A 17896-nucleotide genomic window follows, 5' to 3' on the forward strand; every position below is an offset into this window, starting at 1 on the left:
GCCCACTGCCGCCCAGCCCGCCGCCGCCGCCCAGCACCTGGCTGAGGATGCCGCCGATGTCGAGGCCTCCCGCGGCCCCGCCGCCGGCGGCGGGCCGGCCGAGGCCGCCCTGCGTCAACGCACCCAAGAGCTTGTCGAGATTCATGGTCTCTCTCCCTCGGTTCGCCGTGACGGCCGCGTCATCGCCAGGTGGGCCGCCGCATTGTCATGCCGGCCGCGGGTGCGGCTCTCAGTGATCTTGACGGAACGGGAGGTGTTCGGCGAGGTCTTCGATGCCGGCCTCGACCGCCCGGGCCTCGCGCACCAGGAAATCGGCCACGGCGCGGCGGAAGCCGGGGTCGCGGATCCAATGGGCGCTGTAGGTGCGCACCGGGCGGTAGCCGCGCATCACCTTGTGCTCGCCCTGGGCCCCGGCCTCGACCCGCTTCAGCCCGCGGGCGATGGCGAAGTCGATCGCCTGGTAATAGCAGGTCTCGAAATGCAGGAAGGGGTAGTCGCGGCCGTCGCTGCCCCAGTTGCGGCCGTACAGCGTGTCGGTGCCGATCAGGTTCAGCGCGCCGGCGATCCAGCGTCCGTCCCGCTCCGCCATGACCAGGGCGATGCGGTCGGCCATGGTCTCGCCGATCCGGGCGAAGAACTCCCGGGTCAGGTACGGGTCGCCCCATTTCCGGTCGCTGGTGTTGATGTAGAAGCGGAAGAAGGCGTCCCAGTGCCGGGGCTTCAGGTCGTCGCCGGTCAGCACGGTCAGGCGGATGTCGCCGTTGACCGCGCGCTGCCGCTCCTTGCGGATGTCCTTGCGCCGGCGGCTGTTCAGCGTCGCCAGGAAATCGTCGAAGCAGGCGTAGCCGTCATTGTCCCAATGGTACTGCTCGCCGATCCGCTGCAGCCAGCCGGCCCCGCCGAAGCGCGACCAGTCGGCCTCGGTCGGGAAGGTGACGTGCAGCGACGACACCTTGTGCGCCAGCGCCGCCTGCTCCAGCGCCCGGATCAGCAGGTCGGCAGTGCCGGAGGGCGCGCCGGGGCGGGTCAGCAGCCGCGGGCCGGTCACCGGCGTGAACGGCACCGCCGATTGCAGCTTGGGATAGTATTCGCCGCCGGCCTGCTCATAGGCCCGGGCCCAGCTGTGGTCGAACACGTATTCGCCCTGGGAATGGCCCTTGAGGTACAGCGGCACGGCGCCCAGCAGCCTGCCGTCCGGCTCCTCCAGCACCAAATGCTGCGGCAGCCAGCCGGTCTCGGCCGAGACCGACCCGCTCTGCTCCAGCGCCAGCAGGAAGGCGTGGGACAGGAACGGGTTGTCCGGCCCGGCGCAGGCATCCCAGGCGGCGGCGTCGATCGCCGAGATGTCGGCGACGAGCTTGAGACTTGCCTCGGGCGTACCGTCGGGCATGGATCGCTCTCTCGCATGTGCGAAAGCCTTAATCTGGTCCCAATGGTTTTGTCGGGCAAGTGCCAGACGGCATCACGGTCTTCCGCCTGGCCCATCCCTCTTCGTCATTGCGAGGAGGCGAAGCCGACGAATCCATCCATGGCGCCGCCTGGCATGGATTGCTTCGCTGCGCTCGCAATGACGTCGTGGGGGATTCCCTACCCTGCCGCGGCGTCCGTCTCCTCCACCACCTGCTCGATGGCGCCGAAGATGGAATGGCCCTGCGCGTCCTTCATCTCGATGCGGACGGTGTCGCCGAAGCGCAGGAACGAGGTCTTCGGCGCACCGGACAGGATGGTCTCGACCATGCGCAGCTCGGCCAGGCAGGAATAGCCGACGCCGCCCACTGCGATCGCCCGGCCGGGGCCGCCATCCGCGCCGCGGTTCGAGACGGTGCCGGAGCCGATGATGGTGCCGGCGCCGAGCGGCCGGGTCTTCGCGGCATGGGCGACCAGGGTCGGGAAGTCGAAGGTCATGTCGGTCCCGGCATCGGCCAGGCCGAAAGGGGCGCCGTTCAGCTCGACCGACAGCGGCCGGTGCAGGCGGCCGCCGTCCCAGGCGTCGGCCAGCTCGTCCGGCGTCACCGCCACCGGAGAGAAGGCCGAGGACGGCTTGGACTGGAAGAAGCCGAAGCCCTTGGCCAGCTCCGCCGGGATCAGGTTGCGCAAGGACACGTCGTTGACCAGCATGACCAAGCGGATGGCCTTGCCCGCCGCCTCGACATCGACGCCCATCGGCACGTCGCCGGTGATCACCGCGACCTCGCCCTCCAGGTCGATGCCCCAGGTCTCGCTGGCCATCCGGATCGGCGCGCGCGGCGGCAGGAAGCTGTCGGACCCGCCCTGGTACATCAGCGGGTCGGTCCAGAAGCTCTCCGGCATCTCGGCGCCGCGCGCCTTCCGCACCAGCGCGACATGGTTCACATAGGCCGACCCGTCCGCCCATTGGTAGGCGCGGGGCAGGGGCGACAGCGCCTGGTGCTCGCGGAAGCGCTCGCTCGGCACGGCGCCGAGCTCGAGGTCGTAGGCCAGCGCCTCCAGCCGCGGCCGCAGCAGGTCCCAGTCGTCGAGGGCGCGCTGCAACGTCGGCGCGATCCCCCCGGCCACGGTGTACCGGGTCAGGTCGCGCGACACGAGCACGAGACGTCCGTCCCGCGATCCGTCCCTCAGGCTGGCGAGCTTCATCGGCCGGTATCCTCCCGATTGGTCTTGTCGAACCGCTTCTCCAGCCCACTCCAGCAGGCCGTGTAATCATCCTGCAACGTCGGAAGCTCCGCTGCATAGCGTGTCAGCTGTTGCGGGAAGCGGGTTTCGAACATGAAGGCCATGGTGCCGGTCAGCTTCACCGGCTTCAGCTCGGCGGTGCTGGCCTTGGCGAAGGCGTCGGCGTCGGGGCCGTGCGGCAGCATGCAGTTGTGCAGGCTCATGCCGCCGGGCAGGAAGCCCTCCTCCTTGGCGTCGTAGCGGCCGTAGATCAGGCCCATGAACTCCGACATGATGTTCATGTGGTACCAGGGCGGCCGGAACGAATGCTCGGCCACCAGCCAGCGCTCGGGGAAGATCACGAAATCGACATTGGCGGTGCCGGCCTCGCCCGTCGGCGCGGTCAGCACGGTGAAGATCGACGGGTCGGGGTGGTCGAAGCCGATGGCCCCGACCGGCGAGAAGGTGCGCAAATCGTATTTCCAGGGCGCGTAGTTGCCGTGCCAGGCGACGACGTCGAACGGGGAATGGCCGATCTCGCTCTCATGGAAGCCGCCGCACCATTTGACCACCACGCGGTGCGGCGTGTCCTTCTCCTCATAGGCCGCGACCGGGGTCTTGAAGTCGCGCGGATTGGCCAGGCAGTTGGCGCCGATCGGGCCGCGGTCGGGCAGGGTGAACTTGGCGCCGTAATTCTCGCAGACATAGCCGCGGGCCGGGCCGTCGACCAGCTCGACCTTGAACTTCAGGCCGCGCGGGATCACCGCGATCTCGGCCGGGGCGATCTCGATCACGCCGAGCTCGGTGACCAGGCGCAGCGCCCCCTGCTCCGGCACGATCAGCAGCTCGCCATCGGCGTTGTAGAAGGCCTCGGCCCCCATCGACTCGGTGACGGTGTAGATGTGCGCGGCCATGCCCGCCTGGGTGAACACGTCGCCCGCCGTGGTCATGGTGCGCAGGCCGGTCAGGAAGGTGAGTCTCTCGTCCGGGATCGGCGTCGGGTCCCAGCGCAGCTGGCCCAGCGGCCGGCCGTGGCGGACGACATGCGGCGCCGTCTTCCAGCCCGGCAGCTCGATCTCGCGGAAGCGCCCGACATGCCGGACCGAGGGGCGCATCCGGTACAGCCAGGACCGCTCGTTGGTGCCGCGCGGCGCGGTGAAGGGCGACCCGGACAGCTGCTCGGCATAGAGGCCGTAGGCGCAGCGCTGCGGCGAGTTCTGGCCCTGCGGCAGCGCGCCCTCCAGCGCCTCGGTCTCGAAGTCGTTGCCGAAGCCCGGCATGTAGCGAAGCGTCATCGCATCCTCCCGACCGGCCGGCGCCTCGCGATTCCGGGGCCCCGTCACTCCATGTTGCCGGAATGATCGTTTCATTTGAAACGAATTTCAACGTGAATCGATGATCACCATAGACCGGCGACACCGTCTGCGCTGTCCTGACATCGGCGACAGACGGGCACGGTCCGGAGTCGAGGGAGCGGCCATGGCCCGATACGCGCATCAGCCTTTCGCGGCATCCACCCCGCCGGAGCTGGCCGGCGGCGGCCGGGCGCGCTATCCCGTGGCCATCGTCGGCGCCGGGCCGGTCGGGCTGGCGGCGGCGATCGACCTGGCGCTGCGCGGCGTGCCCAGCGTGGTGCTGGACGACAACGACGTGGTCTCGGTCGGCTCGCGCGCCATCTGCTGGGCCAAGCGCAGTCTGGAGATCTTCGACCGGCTCGGCGTCGGCCGGCGCATGGTGGCCAAGGGCGTGACCTGGCAGGTCGGCCGGCTGTTCCACCGCGACCGCGAGCTCTATGCCTTCGACCTGCTGCCCGAGCCCGGCCACCGGATGCCGGCCTTCATCAACCTGCAGCAGTATTACGTCGAGCAATACCTGGCGGAGCGCTGCGCCGACTTCCCGGACCTGATCGACCTGCGCTGGAAGAACCGGGTGGTCGGGGTGGCGCGGGCCGAAGACGGCGTGCGCGCCCGAGTCGAGACGCCGGCCGGCAGCTACGACCTGTCAGCGGACTACCTGCTGGCCTGCGACGGCGCCCGGTCGGCAGTGCGCGACCTGCTGGGCCTCGACTTCGCCGGGCGGGGCTTCGAGGAGCGCTTCCTGATCGCCGATGTCGAGATGAAGGCCGATTTCCCCTCCGAGCGCTGGTTCTGGTTCGAGCCGCCCTTCCACGCCGGCCAGTCGGCGCTGCTGCACAAGCAGCCGGACGACATCCACCGCATCGACCTGCAACTCGGCCCCGACGCCGATCCGGAGGAGGAGCGCAAGCCGGAGCGGGTGATCCCGCGCATCCGGGCGATGGTCGGCGACCGGCCGTTCGAGCTCGACTGGGTGTCGGTCTACAGCTTCCAGTGCCGCCGGCTGGAGCGGTTCCGCCATGGCCGGGTGATCTTCCTGGGCGACGCGGCGCATGTGGTGTCGCCCTTCGGCGCCCGCGGCGGCAATGGCGGCATCCAGGACGCCGACAACCTGGCCTGGAAGCTGGCGCTGGTGCTGCAGGGCGAGGCGCCGGCGGCGCTGCTGGACAGCTATGACGAGGAGCGCATCCGCGCGGCCGACGAGAACATCCTCAACTCCGCCCGCGCCACCGCCTTCATGACCCCGAAGAGCGAGATGGAGCGGGTGTTCCGCGCGGCGGTGCTGGATCTCGCGGCCGACCACGACTTCGCCCGCCGGCTGGTCAATTCCGGCCGGCTGTCGCGGCCCTGCGCCCTGACCGGGCTGTCGCTGCAGAGCCCGGCCCCGGCGGCGCCCGGGCTGCTGGCGCCGGGAGTGGCGTGCCCGGACGCGAGGCTGGCCGACGACACCGGGGCCGCGACCTTCCTGCTGGACCATCTCGGCGACGGCTTCGTGCTGCTGGCCGTCGGTGCCGTCGTGGTCCCCGGGGAGGCCGGGCTGCCGGTGCTGCGCGTCGGCGCCGGCGGCTTCGGCGACCCCGAAGGCGACGCCGCCGCCCGCTACGGCGAGGCGCTGTACCTGATCCGGCCGGACCAGCATGTCGCGGCCCGGCTGACCGGCGCTTCGGTGGAAGACCTGCGCGCGGCGCTGGCGCGGGCGAGGGGAGAGAGGCTATGACCGGACGGGATTTCGGCCGCGACCGGCTGGCGGGGCGCGGCGACGATGTCTACGAGGCGCTGATGCGGGCGCATGACGGTCTGGATGCTGCCGAAAGCGCGCGGCTCAACGCGCGGCTGGTGCTGATCCTGGCCAATCTGGCGGGGGATCCGGACGGGGTGATCGAGGCCATCGGCCATGCCGCGCGGAACCGGGAAACGGGGGGAGAGCGATGACGGTGCAGTCCGGGGCGCAGCTGCGGTCGGGGTCCGACCGATCGCAGATCCCCGCCATCGGCAGCCTGAACTGGCGGGTGATCGTCCTGGCCAGCCTCGGCGCCGGGCTGGAGTTCTACGACTTCATCATCTACGGCATCTTCGCCCAGTACATCGCCGCCGCCTTCTTCCCGGCGCAGGACCCGCTGGTCGCGCTGATCAGCGTGTTCGCGATCTACGCCGTCGGCTACCTCTCGCGCCCGCTCGGCGGGCTGGTGTTCAGCCATATCGGCGACCGCCGCGGCCGCCGGCTGTCCTTCATGGCGTCGCTGCTGATCATGACCGGCGCGACGCTGGCGATGGCGGTGACCCCGGGCTATGCCGCGCTCGGCATCGCCGCGCCGATCCTGTTCACGGCGCTGCGCTTCATCCAGGGCTTCGCGGTCGGCGGCGAGATGCCCGGCGCCATCACCTATGTCGCCGAGATGGCACCGCGGCGGGCCGGCCTCGCCTGCGGCATCGTCGTGTTCTTCGTCAACACCGGCGTCTTCCTCGGCACCTCGGTCAGCGTGGCGCTGCACGAGGTGCTGTCGCCGGCCGCGATGGGCGACTATGGCTGGCGGATCGCCTTCGCCGTCGGCGGCCTGCTCGGCGTCGTCAGCCTCCTGCTGCGCCGGGCGCTGCAGGAAAGCCCCGCCTTCAGGGCCATGGCCAAGGCCCCGGCGCGGATCCCGGCGCTGGAGATCTTCCGGCGCTTCCCCGGGGCGCTGATCGTCGGCATCAGCGTCGGCGCCGTGGTCCAGACCTACAACAGCCTGGTCTTCGTGGCGCTGGCACCATACCTGTCGACCGCGCTGGGCTACGACCCGACCACGGTGGCGGTCGCCATCAACCTCGCGGTCGGGCTGCTGTCGATCGGCATCCTGGTGATCGGCTTCGTCAGCGACAGCTTTCCCCGCCGCCACCTGCACCGCTTCGGCGCCTTCGCCATCGCGCTCGGCGCCTATCCCGCCTACCAGGCAATGGTCGGGCACAGCGTCAACATCACCCTGCTGATCGCCGCGATCGGGCTGGTCGGGATCTTCGCCAACGGCACCTTCGCCGCCCTGCTGGCCGATTTGTTCCCGACCGAGGTGCGGTTCAGCGGCGTCGCCCTGGCCTACAACATCACCGCGGCGGTGTTCGGCGGCTTCACCGCCCTGATCACCGCCTGGCTGCTCGCGATCACCGGCGACAAGGCCGCGCCCGGCATCTTCCTGGCGGTGGTCGCGGCCCTCAGCGTCGTGGTCGGGCTGGGCCACCGGCACTATGCCGAGCGGGCCGCCCGGATCGGCTAGCCCTCGGCGGCAAACTCACGCGCGGCGGTGGCCGCTGACCTCGGTGCCGGCGTCGCGGCGCAGCGGCAAATAGTCCAGCAGCGACAGCGCCGCCAGCACGCCCAGCAGGGCGAAGGCGGTCTGGTACTCGGCGATGACCGACCCGACGCCCAGCGCCCCGGCCAGCCGCAGCGCGATCGCCCCCAACGCCACGCCCAGCCCCATCGAGATCTGCTGGGTCACGCTGAACAGGGTGTTGGCCGCGCTCATCTCCGGCTTGGGCACGTCGACGAAGGCCAGGGTGTTCAGGCTGGTGAACTGCATCGACCGGGCGGCGCCGCTGACCACCAGCAGCACCGCGACCAGCGCCGTCGGCGTGTCCGGCGTCAGCAGGGCGCAGGCGAACAGCGTCGCCGCCAGCAGCGCGCCGTTGGCCAGGAGCGCGGTGCGGAAGCCGAAGCTGCGCAGCACCCAGCTGGTCATCGGCTTCATGCCGAGATTGCCGGCGAACAGCGCCAGCACCAGCAGGCCGGAATGCACCGGGTCCAGCCCGAAGCCGAGCTGGAACATCAGCGGCAGCAGGAAGGGCACGGCGCTGACCACCGCGCGGAACAGCGACCCGCCGCGCACGGTGACGCGGTAGGTGTGGATCGCCATCGCCGCCAGCCCGACCAGCGGATGGGCGTGGCGGCGGGCATGGCGCACCGCCCAGGCCCCCAGCAGCACCGCGGCGGCCAGCAACGCGGCGACCCTCGCCCAGGGGATCTCCTGGTGCCCGATCAGGTCCAGCCCGTACATCAGGGCCAGGCAGGCGAAGCCGGTCAGGGCGAAGCCCAGCCAGTCGAACGGCCGGCGGTCGTCGCTGCGGTCGTTGGGAATCAGCCGCAGCGCCAGCACCAGGGCGATGGCGCCCAGCGGCAGGTTGAGCAGGAAGATCCAGCGCCACGACGCGATGCTGGTGATCAGCCCGCCGACCGGCGGCCCCAGCACCGGGGCGGCCAGCGCCGGCCAGGTGATGTACGCGATCGACCGCATCAAATCCTGCTTGGCGGTGTTGCGCAGCACCACCAGCCGGCCGACCGGCACCATCATGGCGCCGCCGACGCCCTGCAGGATGCGCGCGGCGGTGAAGCTCCACAGGCTGTCGCTGGCGGCGCACAGGGCCGAGGCCAAAGTGAACACCGCGATCGCGGTGGTGAACACCGACCGGGCGCCGAACCGGTCGGCGACCCAGCCGCTGGCCGGGATGAACACGGCGAGGGTGAGGAGATAGGCCGACAGCCCGACATTCAGGTCGATCGCCCGGACGCCGAAGGACGCCGCCATGTCGGGCAGCGCCGTGACGATCACGGTGGCGTCCAGGTTCTCCATGAAGAAGGCGCCGGCGACCAGGAGCGCGATCAGCACGGGTTGGCGCGAGGACAGGGTCATGGGGCGGCCGGATCGTGGGGAGGGCCCGCGCGGTGGCGGGCAGCTTGGTCCCCGATAGCACGATCCCGCCGGCCGGTCCCATGCCCAGACGGCGGGGAAGGGGCGCTAACCGGCGGCGGTCTGCCGGGCGGAATCGTCGACCGAAGTCAGCACGCTCTTGACCACGAAGATCTGGCCCAGCTTGCGCGCCACCGCTTCCCATTCCGGGCAGGCGTCGCGGCGGATGGCGATGGTCACCCGCATCTCGTCGCCCTGGCGTTCGGCCAGGACATGGTCGGGCACGATATCGCGCAGGCAGAAATGTTCGAGCAGGCGGGGCAGCAGGTTGGTGTCGGCCATGCCGACCACATGAAAGACGACCTGCGCATCATCGCTGGTCATGGTCATCGTCTTCTCCCGGGGATCGCGAAACAGCACACGGACGAGACCCCGGGGGAGCCGGTGAAGACCGGCCCGGGGCCTAGTGGCTAATTCGCAGGGAGGACGTGGTGACCATTCGCCATGGTTATCCGCTCCCGGCGCGCTTGGCAAGCGCCGACGCGATCTACCGGCAGAGCCCGGATTCTTGATTTTCCCCCGGGAAGGCGCTATGTATATCCCAACTGGATATACAAGATGCCGAGGCCGGCCATGACTCGCACGACGCTGTTCACCAGCAACCGCAGCCAGGCCGTGCGCCTGCCCAAGGCGGTCGCGTTTCCCGACGGGACGCATCAGGTCGAGATCATCAAGATCGGCGACAGCCGGCTGATCACGCCGGCCGGCAAGCGCTGGGACGATTTCTTCCTGCATGGGCCCCGCGCATCGGACGACTTCATGGAGGAGCGCAGCCAGCCGCCGGCCGAGGATCGCGAGCCGCTGTGATGCTGCGCTACATGCTCGACACCAACATCTGCATCTACGTGATCAGGAACCAGCCGCCCGGCCTGCGCGAGCGGTTCAACCAGCTGGCCGAGCAGCTCTGCATCTCCAGCATCACCCTGGCGGAGCTGCATTACGGGGCGGAGAAGTCGGCGCGCCGGCCGGAAAACCTCCGGGCGATCGAGAGCTTCGCGGCGCGTCTCGACATCCTGCCCTTCTCGCCCGCCGCGGCCGCCCATTATGGGCAGGTCCGGGCCAGCCTCGAGCGGGCGGGCCGCCCGTCCGGCGCGCATGACATGCTGATCGGCGCCCACGCCCGCAGCGAGGCGCTGACCCTCGTCACCAACAATGTCCGCGAGTTCGACCGGATTCCCGGGCTGCAGGTCGAGAACTGGGTGCAGGCATAGGCGGCCCTGGTCACCTACACCCTCACCTTGCTGCATAGGAACTATGTCCGAAGTTTTCGGGCGCGTCGGTTGACTCCCGGGGTTACCCCTTTATGAACTGTTGCCCGGCGGAATCAGCGCCGCCGGCCCTCGGCCGGACGACACCGGACGGGGGGAGGCGAGGCGAATGGCGGATCAGGGCCGGATGGGGCGCGGCCTCGTCCTCGCGGCCGCCATCGCGGTCGGGCTGGTCGGGGCGGGGCTGATCGGGGCCGGGCCGGCGGCGGCGCAGATCCCGGCGCAGCCCGAGGCCGGCAGCTTCCGGATGGGGATCGAGCCCTGGCTGGGCTACGGCCTGTGGCATGTGGCGGCGGCCAAGGGGCTGTTCCGGGCGCAGGGCCTGACGGATGTCGAGATCGTCAACTTCACCCAGGACAAGGACATCAACGCCGCCCTGGTCAGCGGTCGGCTGGACGGCGCCAACGTCGCCACCCATACCGCGCTGGTGCTGGCGGCGGCCGGGCTGCGGATCCGGATCGTCGCGCTGCTCGACGTCAGCATGACCGCCGACGCCATCATCGCCGGGCCGGGCATCGCGCATGTTTCCGACCTCAAGGGCAAGGCGGTGGCGTATGAGCCGGGCAGCACCAGCCAGATCCTGCTCAGCTACGCCCTGTCGCAGAACGGGATGACCCTGGCCGACATCACCTCGATGCCGATGCCGGCCCTGGATTCCGCGGCCGCGGTCACCACCCTGCAGGTGCCGGCGGGGGTGAGCTACGAACCCTATCTGTCCCTGGCGCGGATCGTGGATCCGACGGTCCGGCTGCTGTACACGGCGGCGGAGGATCCGGGCCTGATCTCCGACGTCTTCGTGGTGCGCGAGGAGGTGCTGGCCAGCCGGCCGGGCCAGGTCGCAGCGCTGCTGCGCGTGTGGCAGGCGGCGCATGACGACTACGAGAAGGACAGGATTGGCGGCCGCGCCATCATCGCCAAGGCGGTGGGCGCGGCGCCGGAGCAGCTGTCGGCCGCCTTCGACGGCGTGATCTTCAGCTCGCTGGCCGACAACCGGCGGGAGCTGACCGGCGCCTTCACCGAGCATGTCATCGCCGATGTGAAGAAGGCGGCCCGGGCGGCCGGGGTGCTGCATGGCGATGTCGACGCCGCCGGGCTGATCGACCCCCGCTTCGTCGCCGCCACCCGCTGACACCTGCCCGGCTTCGCGATCCGGTCAGTGGCGGGTGACGCTGGTATCGAAGGTCTCGACCTGGGCCACGCCGACATCGGCGCCGACCCGCATGTTGGCGGTGGCGCGCTCGATCAGCGGCGTCACGCTCTCGACCTCGACCGCGGCGGCGATCATCTGGCCGGTCAGGAAGGCCAGCGCCCCGATCAGCGCGCCGCTGACCGCGTCCTGGTCGCCCCCGGCCTCGGCGGCGTAGTCGTCCGAGCGCTCGCCGATCAGGGTCAGCAGGTCGTTGTGGATCTGCTGGGTCAGGGGGCCGATGTTGTTCATGACGTCTTCCTCCGCGATGCCCGTCCGGCCCGGCCATCGCCGGTCACGGAGTCAACGGGGCCTGCGGGCGCCGGGTTCCGGGCGCTATTCCGCCACCACGTCGACGCCCATCGCCGCCAGCAGGGCGTGCTGCTGGTCGCGGCCGATCTTCAGCCCGGCCAGGCTGCGCAGCGCCAGCAGGTTCAGCCCGGCGATCGCGGCGCCGCGCAGATCGGCCCCGGCCAGGGCGGCGCCGGCCAGCACCGCCGTGGTCAGGTCGCTGTCGCGCAGGTCCGCCTCGCTCAGATCCGCATCCGTCAGGTCGGCCTCGCGGAAGTCGCAGCCGGCCAGGGTGCAGCCGGGCAGGCGGATGCCGTGCAGGTCGGCCAACTCGAAGCGGCAGTCGCGGAACTCGGCGCGGGTGGCGATGGTCTTGCGGCCGAAGGCGTGGCTGAACTCGGCGCGGTCGAACTTCGCGCCCAGCAGGTTGCAGCCGGTCATGGCGATGCCGAACAGGCCGGACCGCTCGAAGCCGCAGAAGGACAGGTCGCAGCGGGCGAAGCGGGCGTCGCGCAGCTCGCTGAACGCGAAGACGGTGCCGGTGGAGGCGGCGCGGTCGGTGAACACGCAATCCTCGAACACCGCGTCGCGCAGGGTGGTGCTGGCGAAGCGGCAGCGCAGGAAGCGGCAGTTGCGGAACTCCGCGCCGGTCAGGTCGCCGCCGGCGAAGCCGCAATCCTCGAACAGGCAGTCGGCGAACCGCGCCTCCGCGCCCGCCGCGTCGGGCCACTCGACCCCGCACAGGGCGGCGCCGGAGACGCCGTCCCCGGCCGCCAGCCGGCGGCGGAACTGGTCGAGATCGAGCGGAATCGGATCGGTGGCCATCGCGGGACTCGCATTGCAATCAGCGATTATAGGAATTCCCGAGAGGGTTGCTGCTTCGTTCGAGTGACATCGGGGGCTATGCTCGGGCGAATCCATCGTGCCTTGGCCGGCAGGCCTGGGGCAGGATGGGAAGAATGGGAACATAAGCCGCGGGGAGGGCCATGTTCAGCCACATCACGGTCGGCACCAACGACATCGACCGGGCCAAGCAGTTCTACGACCAGGTGCTGGCGTCGATCGGGTTGCGCTGCCAGCTCGACGACCGGGTCGCCGGCTGGCTGTGCTATGTGCCCGAGGCCGACAGCGGGCCGGAATTCCTGATCTGCCGCCCGATCAATGGCGAGCAGGCGACCTTCGGCAACGGCGTCACCATCGGCTTCAACGTCCGCGACCGCTCGCAGGTCGACGCCTTCCATCGGGCGGCGCTGGCGGCGGGCGGGGCGGATGAGGGCACGCCGGGCACCCGGCCGCACTACCATCCCAGCTACTACGGCGCCTATGTCCGCGACCCCGACGGCAACAAGCTGTGCTGCGTCTGCCACCGCTCGGACGGGGCGGGGCTGTTTCCGTAGAGCGCGTGATCGTCTCAGGTTGAATCACGACCAGTACGCCTTGGCCGAAGACCGACAGGATCCCGAGCGTCAGTCAGATTGCCTCTCCCGCCAGGCGAGACCTTTTCAGAAGAGAGGTTTCGTGATTCGGTTGGGGAAGGGAGACGTGTGGGATCGAAGCGATGTCGCGGCGGGAAGTGGGTCAGCTGAGTCTGGCGGACAGCCTGGTGTCGGGTGTGGGGGCGAACGGGACGCTGGATCGCTTGTCGGAGTTGATCGGCTGGCCGGCGCTGGGGGAATTGGTATCGCCGTTGGATCCGTCGCGTCTGGGTGCGCCGGGGTACCCGGCGTTGGTGCTGTTGAAGGCGCTGTTGCTGCAGCAATGGCATGGGCTGTCGGATCCCGGGCTGGAGGCGGCCTTGGCCGACCGTCTGAGCTTCCGGCGGTTCTGCGGCTTCGCCCTGGATGACAAGACGCCGGACCATGTGACCATCCACCGGTTCCGCGAGGGGTTGCGGCGGCACGGTCTGGCGGAGCGGGTGTTCGAGGAGGTCAATCGGCAGATCGACCAGCGGGAGCTGATCCTGCGGCGCGGCACGCTGATCGACGCCAGCCTGGTGGAGGCGGCGGTGAAGCGTCCGCCGAAGCCGGCGGCGGAGGAGATCCCGGCCGAGGCGGCCGAGGGCGGTGCGCCGGCTCCGGTTCGGCCGGCGAGCAAGCTGGTGCGCAGTGCGGTCGATCCCGAGGCGGCCTGGACCAAGAAGGGCGGCCGTCGCTATTTCGGTTACAAAGCCCATGTCGGGGTCGACCAGGGCTCGGGCATCATCCGGCGGCAACGCCTGACCCCGGCTAACGTCAACGACACGGTCGAGGCCGATGCCTTGATCTGCGGCGACGAGGCGGCGGTCTATGCCGACGAAGCCTACACCACCCATGAGCGCCGGGAGGCCCTGCGGGAACAGGGCATCAAGGACCGGATGATGCACCGGCCCAACAAGCACCATCCGCTCACTCCCCGCCAGATCCAGCACAACAGAGCCATCGGCCGGCGCCGCGCCCCGGTGGAGCAGGTCTTCGCCCAGCTCAAGCGGCTGTGCGGCTGGAGCCGGGTCCGCTACTACGGCGTCGCCAGCAACGCCGTCCATCTCGCCCTGCTGTGCACCGCCCTCAACCTCAAGCGGCTGGTCGTGCTCACCACTCCCAAAACCAAATCCGCCTGACCCCCGAGCTCCGGACCCGGCCGGCTCCTGGACGATCCCAATCCCGCCGCTGACCTCAGGCCCTACTATCCCCTCCGGCCCCAATCCCTCCCACACCGCCGCAACACCCTTTCTGAAAAGGTCTCGCCTGGCGGGAGAGGTCGGGCTCGCACAGCGAGACCGGGTGAGGGCTGGCACCGGCCTCGACAAAACCCCCTCACCTGGAGCCGCTTCGCGCCTCCGACCTCTCCCGCAAGCGGGACCTTTTCAGAATAGACCGAGCCTGCTCCCTTCTTGCTCCCCCTCCCCTTGCGGGAGGGGGGACTCATTTTAACCTCGGCCAATGTCGTTGCGAGCCGCCGGGACGGTTCGGAGGCATTCTGAAAAGGTCTCGCAAGCGGGAGAGGCAACGCCCAGCGTGATCCGACCAATTCATCCGGCTCTGGCGCGTGGGAAGCGCGTCCCGTTCTAGAACTTGCCGAAGCGCAGATAGGCGTCCTTGGGGGCCATGCCCTCCAGGATCGCCTTGCGCACCAGGTTCTCCTGCTTCATCACGTCCTCGACCTTGGCCACCACCGTCTCGGCCAGGGCCTCGGGGATGATGACGACCCCGTCGATGTCGGCCACCACCCAGTCGCCGGTGGCGATCCTGACCTGGCCGATGGTGATCGGCTCGCCATAGGCCTCCGGCACCCAGGCGGCGACGATGTCGCGCGGGCTGCGGAAGCGGGCGAACAGCGGGAAGCCCAGCTTGCGGATGAAGGCGTTGTCGCGCGACCCGCCATCGACGATGTAGCCGCGCACGCCGCGCGACTGCAGGGCCTCGGCCGACAGCTCGCCCATCAGCGCCCGCACATCGTCCTGGGGCTGGCAGATCGCGACATGGTCCTTGGGCACCACGGTCAGCAGCTCGGTCCAGGCCAGCAGGCTCTGATGCGCGTCGACGGTGTCGTCCGGCCGGCCGCGGATGGTGAAGACCCGGCCGCAGACGCTGGTGTCCGGGTCGACCGCGGCGATGCTGCGCGGCAGCACGCAATTGGCGTGGCCGAGGTCGCGCAGCACGTCGAACACGGCGCCGGAATAGCAGGCCTCCAGCCGGGCGGTCAGGTCGGTCATGGTGTGGGTCTCCCAAGGGCTCCGCGGATAGTCCCAATCTGTCATTGCCCGGCTTGACCGGGCAATCCAGGGGCCACCAAGAGCGGTTCTGGCCGCCCCTGGATGCCACGGTCAAGCCGTGGCATGACAAAAAATATGGAGTCCATATAGCCTTAACTCTCGATTCTCGTTCATGATACGTTCCATGGACAAACCGCAGACCGCCCAGACAGCAGAGGCCCCGGCCGCTCCCCAGGAGGAGCGGGCGGCGCGGCATCTGCGGCTGCTGGCCCGGGCGGCCGAGATCCAGATGGAGGTGATGGAGGCGACCCGCGACGAGGCGGTGAAGACGCCGCAGCCCGGCGTCGACTATTGCCAGCGCATCGCCACTGTCACCCGCTCGCTGCGGCTGACCYTGCTGCTGGAGGACCGGTTCTCCCGTGCGCCCGAGGACGGGCCGCCGAAGGCCRAGCCGRCCGGCAGGGCGTCCCCCAGGCTGCGGGCGCTCATGGCCGTGGCCGCCGCGAACTATCACGGCGTCGAGACCGAAGCCCAGGAGACGAAGGCCCGCTCGCGCTTCGGCGACATCCGCGAMCTGTTCGAGCGGCCCGAYGTGGTGGAGATGGTCGAGACCTGCCCGGCGCCGGCGGCCGTGGCCCGGCTGTGCCGGGGGCTCGGGYTGCCGGAGGACACCCGGAACTGGCTCGCGRTCGGGGACATGACSCTGGAGGAGCTGGGCTTCGCGCCGCYGGAGGMGGCGGYCCCGGACCCCGCCGGGCYGCTGGACCCCGTCGCGATCCGGCGCCGGCTGCGGGTSATCATGGCGCTGAGCGCCGCGATCAAGGCCGGGGCGAAGGACGCGGCCGAGTGGGAGCGCCGCTTYGCCGAGATGACCMGGCAGATGGACCGGCCGGAGCTGATGGCGATCGCGGAGACCCGCCCGGCGGCGGAGGCCGTCGCCCTGATCTGCCCGACCTTCGGGCTGCCGCCGGAGCAGGCGGAGCGCTGGSTCGCGGAGGGGGACCGGTCCCTGGCGGAGATGGACCTGCCGCCGGTGGAGGACGATCGGCCGGAACCGGGCTCGGCCGGTGTCGAAAGACGCAAGCCGCCGGACACGGGGTAGGGGCGCTGCCTTTACCATCCACACCCGTCATTGCGAGGAGGCGAAGCCGACGAATCCATCCATGGGTCCGCTCGAACGGCCCGATGGATTGCTTCGCTGCGCTCGCAATGACGGGTGGGGGCGGGAGAGGCGCCGCGAAGGCTGGCGCCGAAGCGCGAACCCAACCTACGAGGACGGTTTTGCCTCTCCCGCTTGCGGGAGAGGCAATATGAGAGGCTGCCCGAGGTCCTTCTCAGCATCCCAACCTCGTCATTGCGAGCGCAGCGAAGCAATCCATGCCAGGCGGCGCCATGGATTGCTTCGTCGGCTGCGCCTCCTCGCAATGACGAAGGAGGAAGGCGGCAGAGGCGACGCGAAGGGCTGCCCCGGCCTCAGGCCGCGACCGGCGGCAGCCAGCCCTGGGCTTCGCGCCAGTCCTTGGGCAGGCCGGCGAAGCGGTCGAGGCGCATCGACGACAGGTCGGCGAAGCTGCAGGCGCCATCGACGATCAGGTCGCGGATGGCGTGGCCGCTGGCCGGCGACAGGCCGAAGCCGACGCTCGACATCGTCGCCACGATGGCGTTGTCGAAGCCCGGCATCCGGTCGATCACCGCGCGCCCATCCGGCGTGTTCTCGATCACCCCCGACCAGCTGCGGATCATCCGGACATGCGCCGCCTTGGGGAACAGCTCCATCAGCCGCCGGCCGATGTTGCGCAAGAGCGGGCTGGACGGCTTGGGCGGCGTCCCGAGGTCGACCGGCGGCAGCCATTCGTGCGGCCCGCCGCCATAGACCAGGTTGCCGCGCAGCGTCTGCCGCCCGTACAGGCCGTTGCCGTCGACCCCGCTCATCGGCATCGCCGGCAGCGGCTCGGTCACGATCATCTCGGCCCGGCCGGAGGCGATCGGCAGGTCGACGCCCAGCATCTCGGCCAGCAAGCCGGTCTGCGGCCCGGCGGCGATCACCACATGGTCGCAGGCGAAGTCGCCGCGGCTGGTGCGCACGCCGGTCACCTTGCCGCCGGCGGTGTCGAAGCCGGTCACGGTGCAATGCTGCAGGATGCGGCCGCCATGGTCCTGCAGCGCCCAGGCATAGGCCTGGGAGGTGCGCTGCGGGTTGGCGTGGCCGCCGTATTTCAGCAGGTAGCCGCGCTCCACCGTGTCGCCGGCCAGCGGTGCCAGCTCGCGGATCTGCTTGCCGTCCAGGGTGTCGTAGTGGAAGCCCTGCCTCTCGCCCATCCGGACCCAGCCCAGCATGAACTCGACGTCGGATTCGTGCAGGACGATCTTCAGCCGGTGCTGCTGGTGCTCGGTGGGATAGCCCAGCAGCTCGTCCATCTGCGGCCACAGCCGCTGCTCCTCCGGGAACAGCGGGCTCTGCGGGTGGGTGCAGCCGCCGCCGTTGCGGCCCGACGCCTCCCAGCCGACGATGCCCTTCTCCAGCACCAGCACGTCGACGCCGCCGCGCGCCAGCCACCACGCCGTGCTCAGCCCGGTGACGCCGCCGCCGATGATGACGACCGAAGCGCCCTTGTCGTTGGTCATGGCTTTGACCCCGTCTTGAAGCTCATCGAAAGATTGAATGAAGACGTCATCCCCGCGAAAGCAGGGATCTCTTCGGGGCGATGCCGACCGGCCGGAGGGAGATTCCCGCTTTCGCGGGAATGACGATGGAGGGA

At 70.1% G+C, this 17896-nt stretch carries 18 protein-coding genes; 9 read left to right on the top strand and 9 right to left on the bottom strand.

All coding sequences use genetic code 11. The features are described from left to right. Positions 1 to 229: 229 nt before the first annotated feature. The 3 genes from AB4112_RS33015 to hmgA all read right to left on the bottom strand — a co-directional run bounded on the left by AB4112_RS33015 (position 230) and on the right by hmgA (position 3926). The gene (locus AB4112_RS33015) at positions 230 to 1390 is read right to left on the bottom strand and encodes a GNAT family N-acetyltransferase (protein ID WP_309793634.1); all 1161 of its coding nucleotides are present in this window, start codon (positions 1388 to 1390) and stop codon (positions 230 to 232) included. Positions 1391 to 1587: 197 nt separating this feature from the next. After that, positions 1588 to 2613: a fumarylacetoacetate hydrolase family protein gene (locus tag AB4112_RS33020; protein ID WP_309793636.1), complete on the bottom strand. Its 1026-nt coding sequence runs from the start codon at positions 2611 to 2613 to the stop codon at positions 1588 to 1590. Further along, positions 2610 to 3926: a homogentisate 1,2-dioxygenase gene (gene hmgA, locus AB4112_RS33025; RefSeq protein ID WP_309793638.1), complete on the bottom strand. Its 1317-nt coding sequence runs from the start codon at positions 3924 to 3926 to the stop codon at positions 2610 to 2612. Before hmgA ends, AB4112_RS33020 begins: the two co-directional genes overlap by 4 nt. Positions 3927 to 4110: 184 nt before the next feature. Between hmgA and AB4112_RS33030 the strand changes: the two genes are divergently transcribed. Genes AB4112_RS33030 through AB4112_RS33040 form a run of 3 tightly spaced genes read left to right on the top strand, consistent with a single transcriptional unit; the run spans position 4111 to position 7234 of the window. Then, positions 4111 to 5703 carry an FAD-dependent oxidoreductase gene (locus AB4112_RS33030; protein WP_309793640.1) on the top strand — a complete coding sequence of 531 codons (1593 nt, stop codon included), beginning with the start codon at positions 4111 to 4113 and terminating at the stop codon, positions 5701 to 5703. Continuing rightward, positions 5700 to 5918, top strand: coding sequence for a DUF2783 domain-containing protein (locus AB4112_RS33035; RefSeq protein WP_309793642.1), 219 nt, complete (start codon positions 5700 to 5702; stop codon positions 5916 to 5918). Before AB4112_RS33030 ends, AB4112_RS33035 begins: the two co-directional genes overlap by 4 nt. Further along, complete coding sequence (locus AB4112_RS33040; RefSeq protein WP_309793644.1) at positions 5915 to 7234, top strand: MFS transporter; 1320 nt, start codon at positions 5915 to 5917, stop codon at positions 7232 to 7234. Before AB4112_RS33035 ends, AB4112_RS33040 begins: the two co-directional genes overlap by 4 nt. A 15-nt stretch (positions 7235 to 7249) precedes the next feature. On the opposite strand, the gene AB4112_RS33045 is transcribed toward AB4112_RS33040, so the two are convergent. Both AB4112_RS33045 and AB4112_RS33050 read right to left on the bottom strand, forming a co-directional pair. Beyond that, complete coding sequence (locus tag AB4112_RS33045) at positions 7250 to 8644, bottom strand: MFS transporter (protein WP_309793646.1); 1395 nt, start codon at positions 8642 to 8644, stop codon at positions 7250 to 7252. A 105-nt stretch (positions 8645 to 8749) separates the two neighbouring features. Then, the gene (locus tag AB4112_RS33050) at positions 8750 to 9031 is read right to left on the bottom strand and encodes a hypothetical protein (protein ID WP_309793648.1); all 282 of its coding nucleotides are present in this window, start codon (positions 9029 to 9031) and stop codon (positions 8750 to 8752) included. A gap of 243 nt (positions 9032 to 9274) precedes the next feature. On the opposite strand from AB4112_RS33050, the gene vapB reads away from it, so the two are divergent. The 3 genes from vapB (at position 9275) to AB4112_RS33065 (ending at position 11098) form a co-directional block, all read left to right on the top strand. After that, a complete protein-coding gene (vapB, locus tag AB4112_RS33055) occupies positions 9275 to 9508 on the top strand; it encodes a type II toxin-antitoxin system VapB family antitoxin (protein WP_309793650.1) in 234 nt (77 codons plus the stop codon). Further along, on the top strand, positions 9508 to 9912 hold the full coding sequence (gene vapC / locus AB4112_RS33060) for a type II toxin-antitoxin system tRNA(fMet)-specific endonuclease VapC (RefSeq protein WP_309793652.1): 405 nt from the start codon (positions 9508 to 9510) through the stop codon (positions 9910 to 9912). The genes vapB and vapC overlap by 1 nt, the downstream gene beginning before the upstream one ends. A gap of 166 nt (positions 9913 to 10078) precedes the next feature. Then, entirely contained in the window at positions 10079 to 11098 is a 1020-nt protein-coding gene (locus tag AB4112_RS33065) for an ABC transporter substrate-binding protein (RefSeq protein ID WP_309793654.1), read from the top strand. A gap of 24 nt (positions 11099 to 11122) precedes the next feature. On the opposite strand, the gene AB4112_RS33070 is transcribed toward AB4112_RS33065, so the two are convergent. Together AB4112_RS33070 and AB4112_RS33075 are read right to left on the bottom strand one after the other, a co-directional pair. Beyond that, positions 11123 to 11407, bottom strand: a complete 285-nt coding sequence (locus AB4112_RS33070; RefSeq protein ID WP_309793656.1) for a hypothetical protein — start codon at positions 11405 to 11407, stop codon at positions 11123 to 11125. A gap of 84 nt (positions 11408 to 11491) precedes the next feature. Then, complete coding sequence (locus AB4112_RS33075; RefSeq protein ID WP_441726215.1) at positions 11492 to 12271, bottom strand: pentapeptide repeat-containing protein; 780 nt, start codon at positions 12269 to 12271, stop codon at positions 11492 to 11494. Between the two features lie 161 nt (positions 12272 to 12432). Here AB4112_RS33075 and AB4112_RS33080 point away from each other — a divergent pair, with 161 nt between their 5' ends. Both AB4112_RS33080 and AB4112_RS33085 read left to right on the top strand, forming a co-directional pair. Further along, the gene (locus tag AB4112_RS33080) at positions 12433 to 12843 is read left to right on the top strand and encodes a VOC family protein (protein ID WP_309793660.1); all 411 of its coding nucleotides are present in this window, start codon (positions 12433 to 12435) and stop codon (positions 12841 to 12843) included. A gap of 161 nt (positions 12844 to 13004) precedes the next feature. Then, positions 13005 to 14042 (top strand): IS5 family transposase, encoded by a 1038-nt coding sequence (locus AB4112_RS33085; protein WP_441726218.1) that lies wholly within the window; start codon positions 13005 to 13007, stop codon positions 14040 to 14042. 447 nt (positions 14043 to 14489) lie between these two features. Here AB4112_RS33085 and AB4112_RS33090 read toward each other — a convergent pair whose 3' ends face one another. Continuing rightward, complete coding sequence (locus AB4112_RS33090) at positions 14490 to 15137, bottom strand: RraA family protein (protein WP_441726221.1); 648 nt, start codon at positions 15135 to 15137, stop codon at positions 14490 to 14492. Positions 15138 to 15321: 184 nt separating this feature from the next. On the opposite strand from AB4112_RS33090, the gene AB4112_RS33095 reads away from it, so the two are divergent. Continuing rightward, positions 15322 to 16239 (top strand): hypothetical protein, encoded by a 918-nt coding sequence (locus AB4112_RS33095; protein WP_441726223.1) that lies wholly within the window; start codon positions 15322 to 15324, stop codon positions 16237 to 16239. Between the two features lie 371 nt (positions 16240 to 16610). Here the strand turns inward: AB4112_RS33095 and AB4112_RS33100 are convergent, their stop codons facing one another. Further along, positions 16611 to 17762, bottom strand: coding sequence for an NAD(P)/FAD-dependent oxidoreductase (locus AB4112_RS33100; protein WP_441726226.1), 1152 nt, complete (start codon positions 17760 to 17762; stop codon positions 16611 to 16613). Between the last annotated feature and the right edge of the window lie 134 nt (positions 17763 to 17896).

The sequence above is a fragment of the Inquilinus sp. 2KB_23 genome, assembly GCF_052115705.1.
Taxonomy (GTDB): domain Bacteria; phylum Pseudomonadota; class Alphaproteobacteria; order DSM-16000; family Inquilinaceae; genus Inquilinus; species Inquilinus ginsengisoli_A.

Bases quoted from the DNA above. Each gene is read 5' to 3' on its own strand.
- AB4112_RS33015 (WP_309793634.1), bottom strand. From the start codon at position 1,390: ATGCCCGACGGTACGCCCGAGGCAAGTCTCAAGCTCGTCGCCGACATC.
- AB4112_RS33020 (WP_309793636.1), bottom strand. From the start codon at position 2,613: ATGAAGCTCGCCAGCCTGAGGGACGGATCGCGGGACGGACGTCTCGTG.
- hmgA (WP_309793638.1), bottom strand. From the start codon at position 3,926: ATGACGCTTCGCTACATGCCGGGCTTCGGCAACGACTTCGAGACCGAG.
- AB4112_RS33030 (WP_309793640.1), top strand. From the start codon at position 4,111: ATGGCCCGATACGCGCATCAGCCTTTCGCGGCATCCACCCCGCCGGAG.
- AB4112_RS33035 (WP_309793642.1), top strand. From the start codon at position 5,700: ATGACCGGACGGGATTTCGGCCGCGACCGGCTGGCGGGGCGCGGCGAC.
- AB4112_RS33040 (WP_309793644.1), top strand. From the start codon at position 5,915: ATGACGGTGCAGTCCGGGGCGCAGCTGCGGTCGGGGTCCGACCGATCG.
- AB4112_RS33045 (WP_309793646.1), bottom strand. From the start codon at position 8,644: ATGACCCTGTCCTCGCGCCAACCCGTGCTGATCGCGCTCCTGGTCGCC.
- AB4112_RS33050 (WP_309793648.1), bottom strand. From the start codon at position 9,031: ATGACCATGACCAGCGATGATGCGCAGGTCGTCTTTCATGTGGTCGGC.
- vapB (WP_309793650.1), top strand. From the start codon at position 9,275: ATGACTCGCACGACGCTGTTCACCAGCAACCGCAGCCAGGCCGTGCGC.
- vapC (WP_309793652.1), top strand. From the start codon at position 9,508: ATGCTGCGCTACATGCTCGACACCAACATCTGCATCTACGTGATCAGG.
- AB4112_RS33065 (WP_309793654.1), top strand. From the start codon at position 10,079: ATGGCGGATCAGGGCCGGATGGGGCGCGGCCTCGTCCTCGCGGCCGCC.
- AB4112_RS33070 (WP_309793656.1), bottom strand. From the start codon at position 11,407: ATGAACAACATCGGCCCCCTGACCCAGCAGATCCACAACGACCTGCTG.
- AB4112_RS33075 (WP_441726215.1), bottom strand. From the start codon at position 12,271: ATGGCCACCGATCCGATTCCGCTCGATCTCGACCAGTTCCGCCGCCGG.
- AB4112_RS33080 (WP_309793660.1), top strand. From the start codon at position 12,433: ATGTTCAGCCACATCACGGTCGGCACCAACGACATCGACCGGGCCAAG.
- AB4112_RS33085 (WP_441726218.1), top strand. From the start codon at position 13,005: ATGTCGCGGCGGGAAGTGGGTCAGCTGAGTCTGGCGGACAGCCTGGTG.
- AB4112_RS33090 (WP_441726221.1), bottom strand. From the start codon at position 15,137: ATGACCGACCTGACCGCCCGGCTGGAGGCCTGCTATTCCGGCGCCGTG.
- AB4112_RS33100 (WP_441726226.1), bottom strand. From the start codon at position 17,762: ATGACCAACGACAAGGGCGCTTCGGTCGTCATCATCGGCGGCGGCGTC.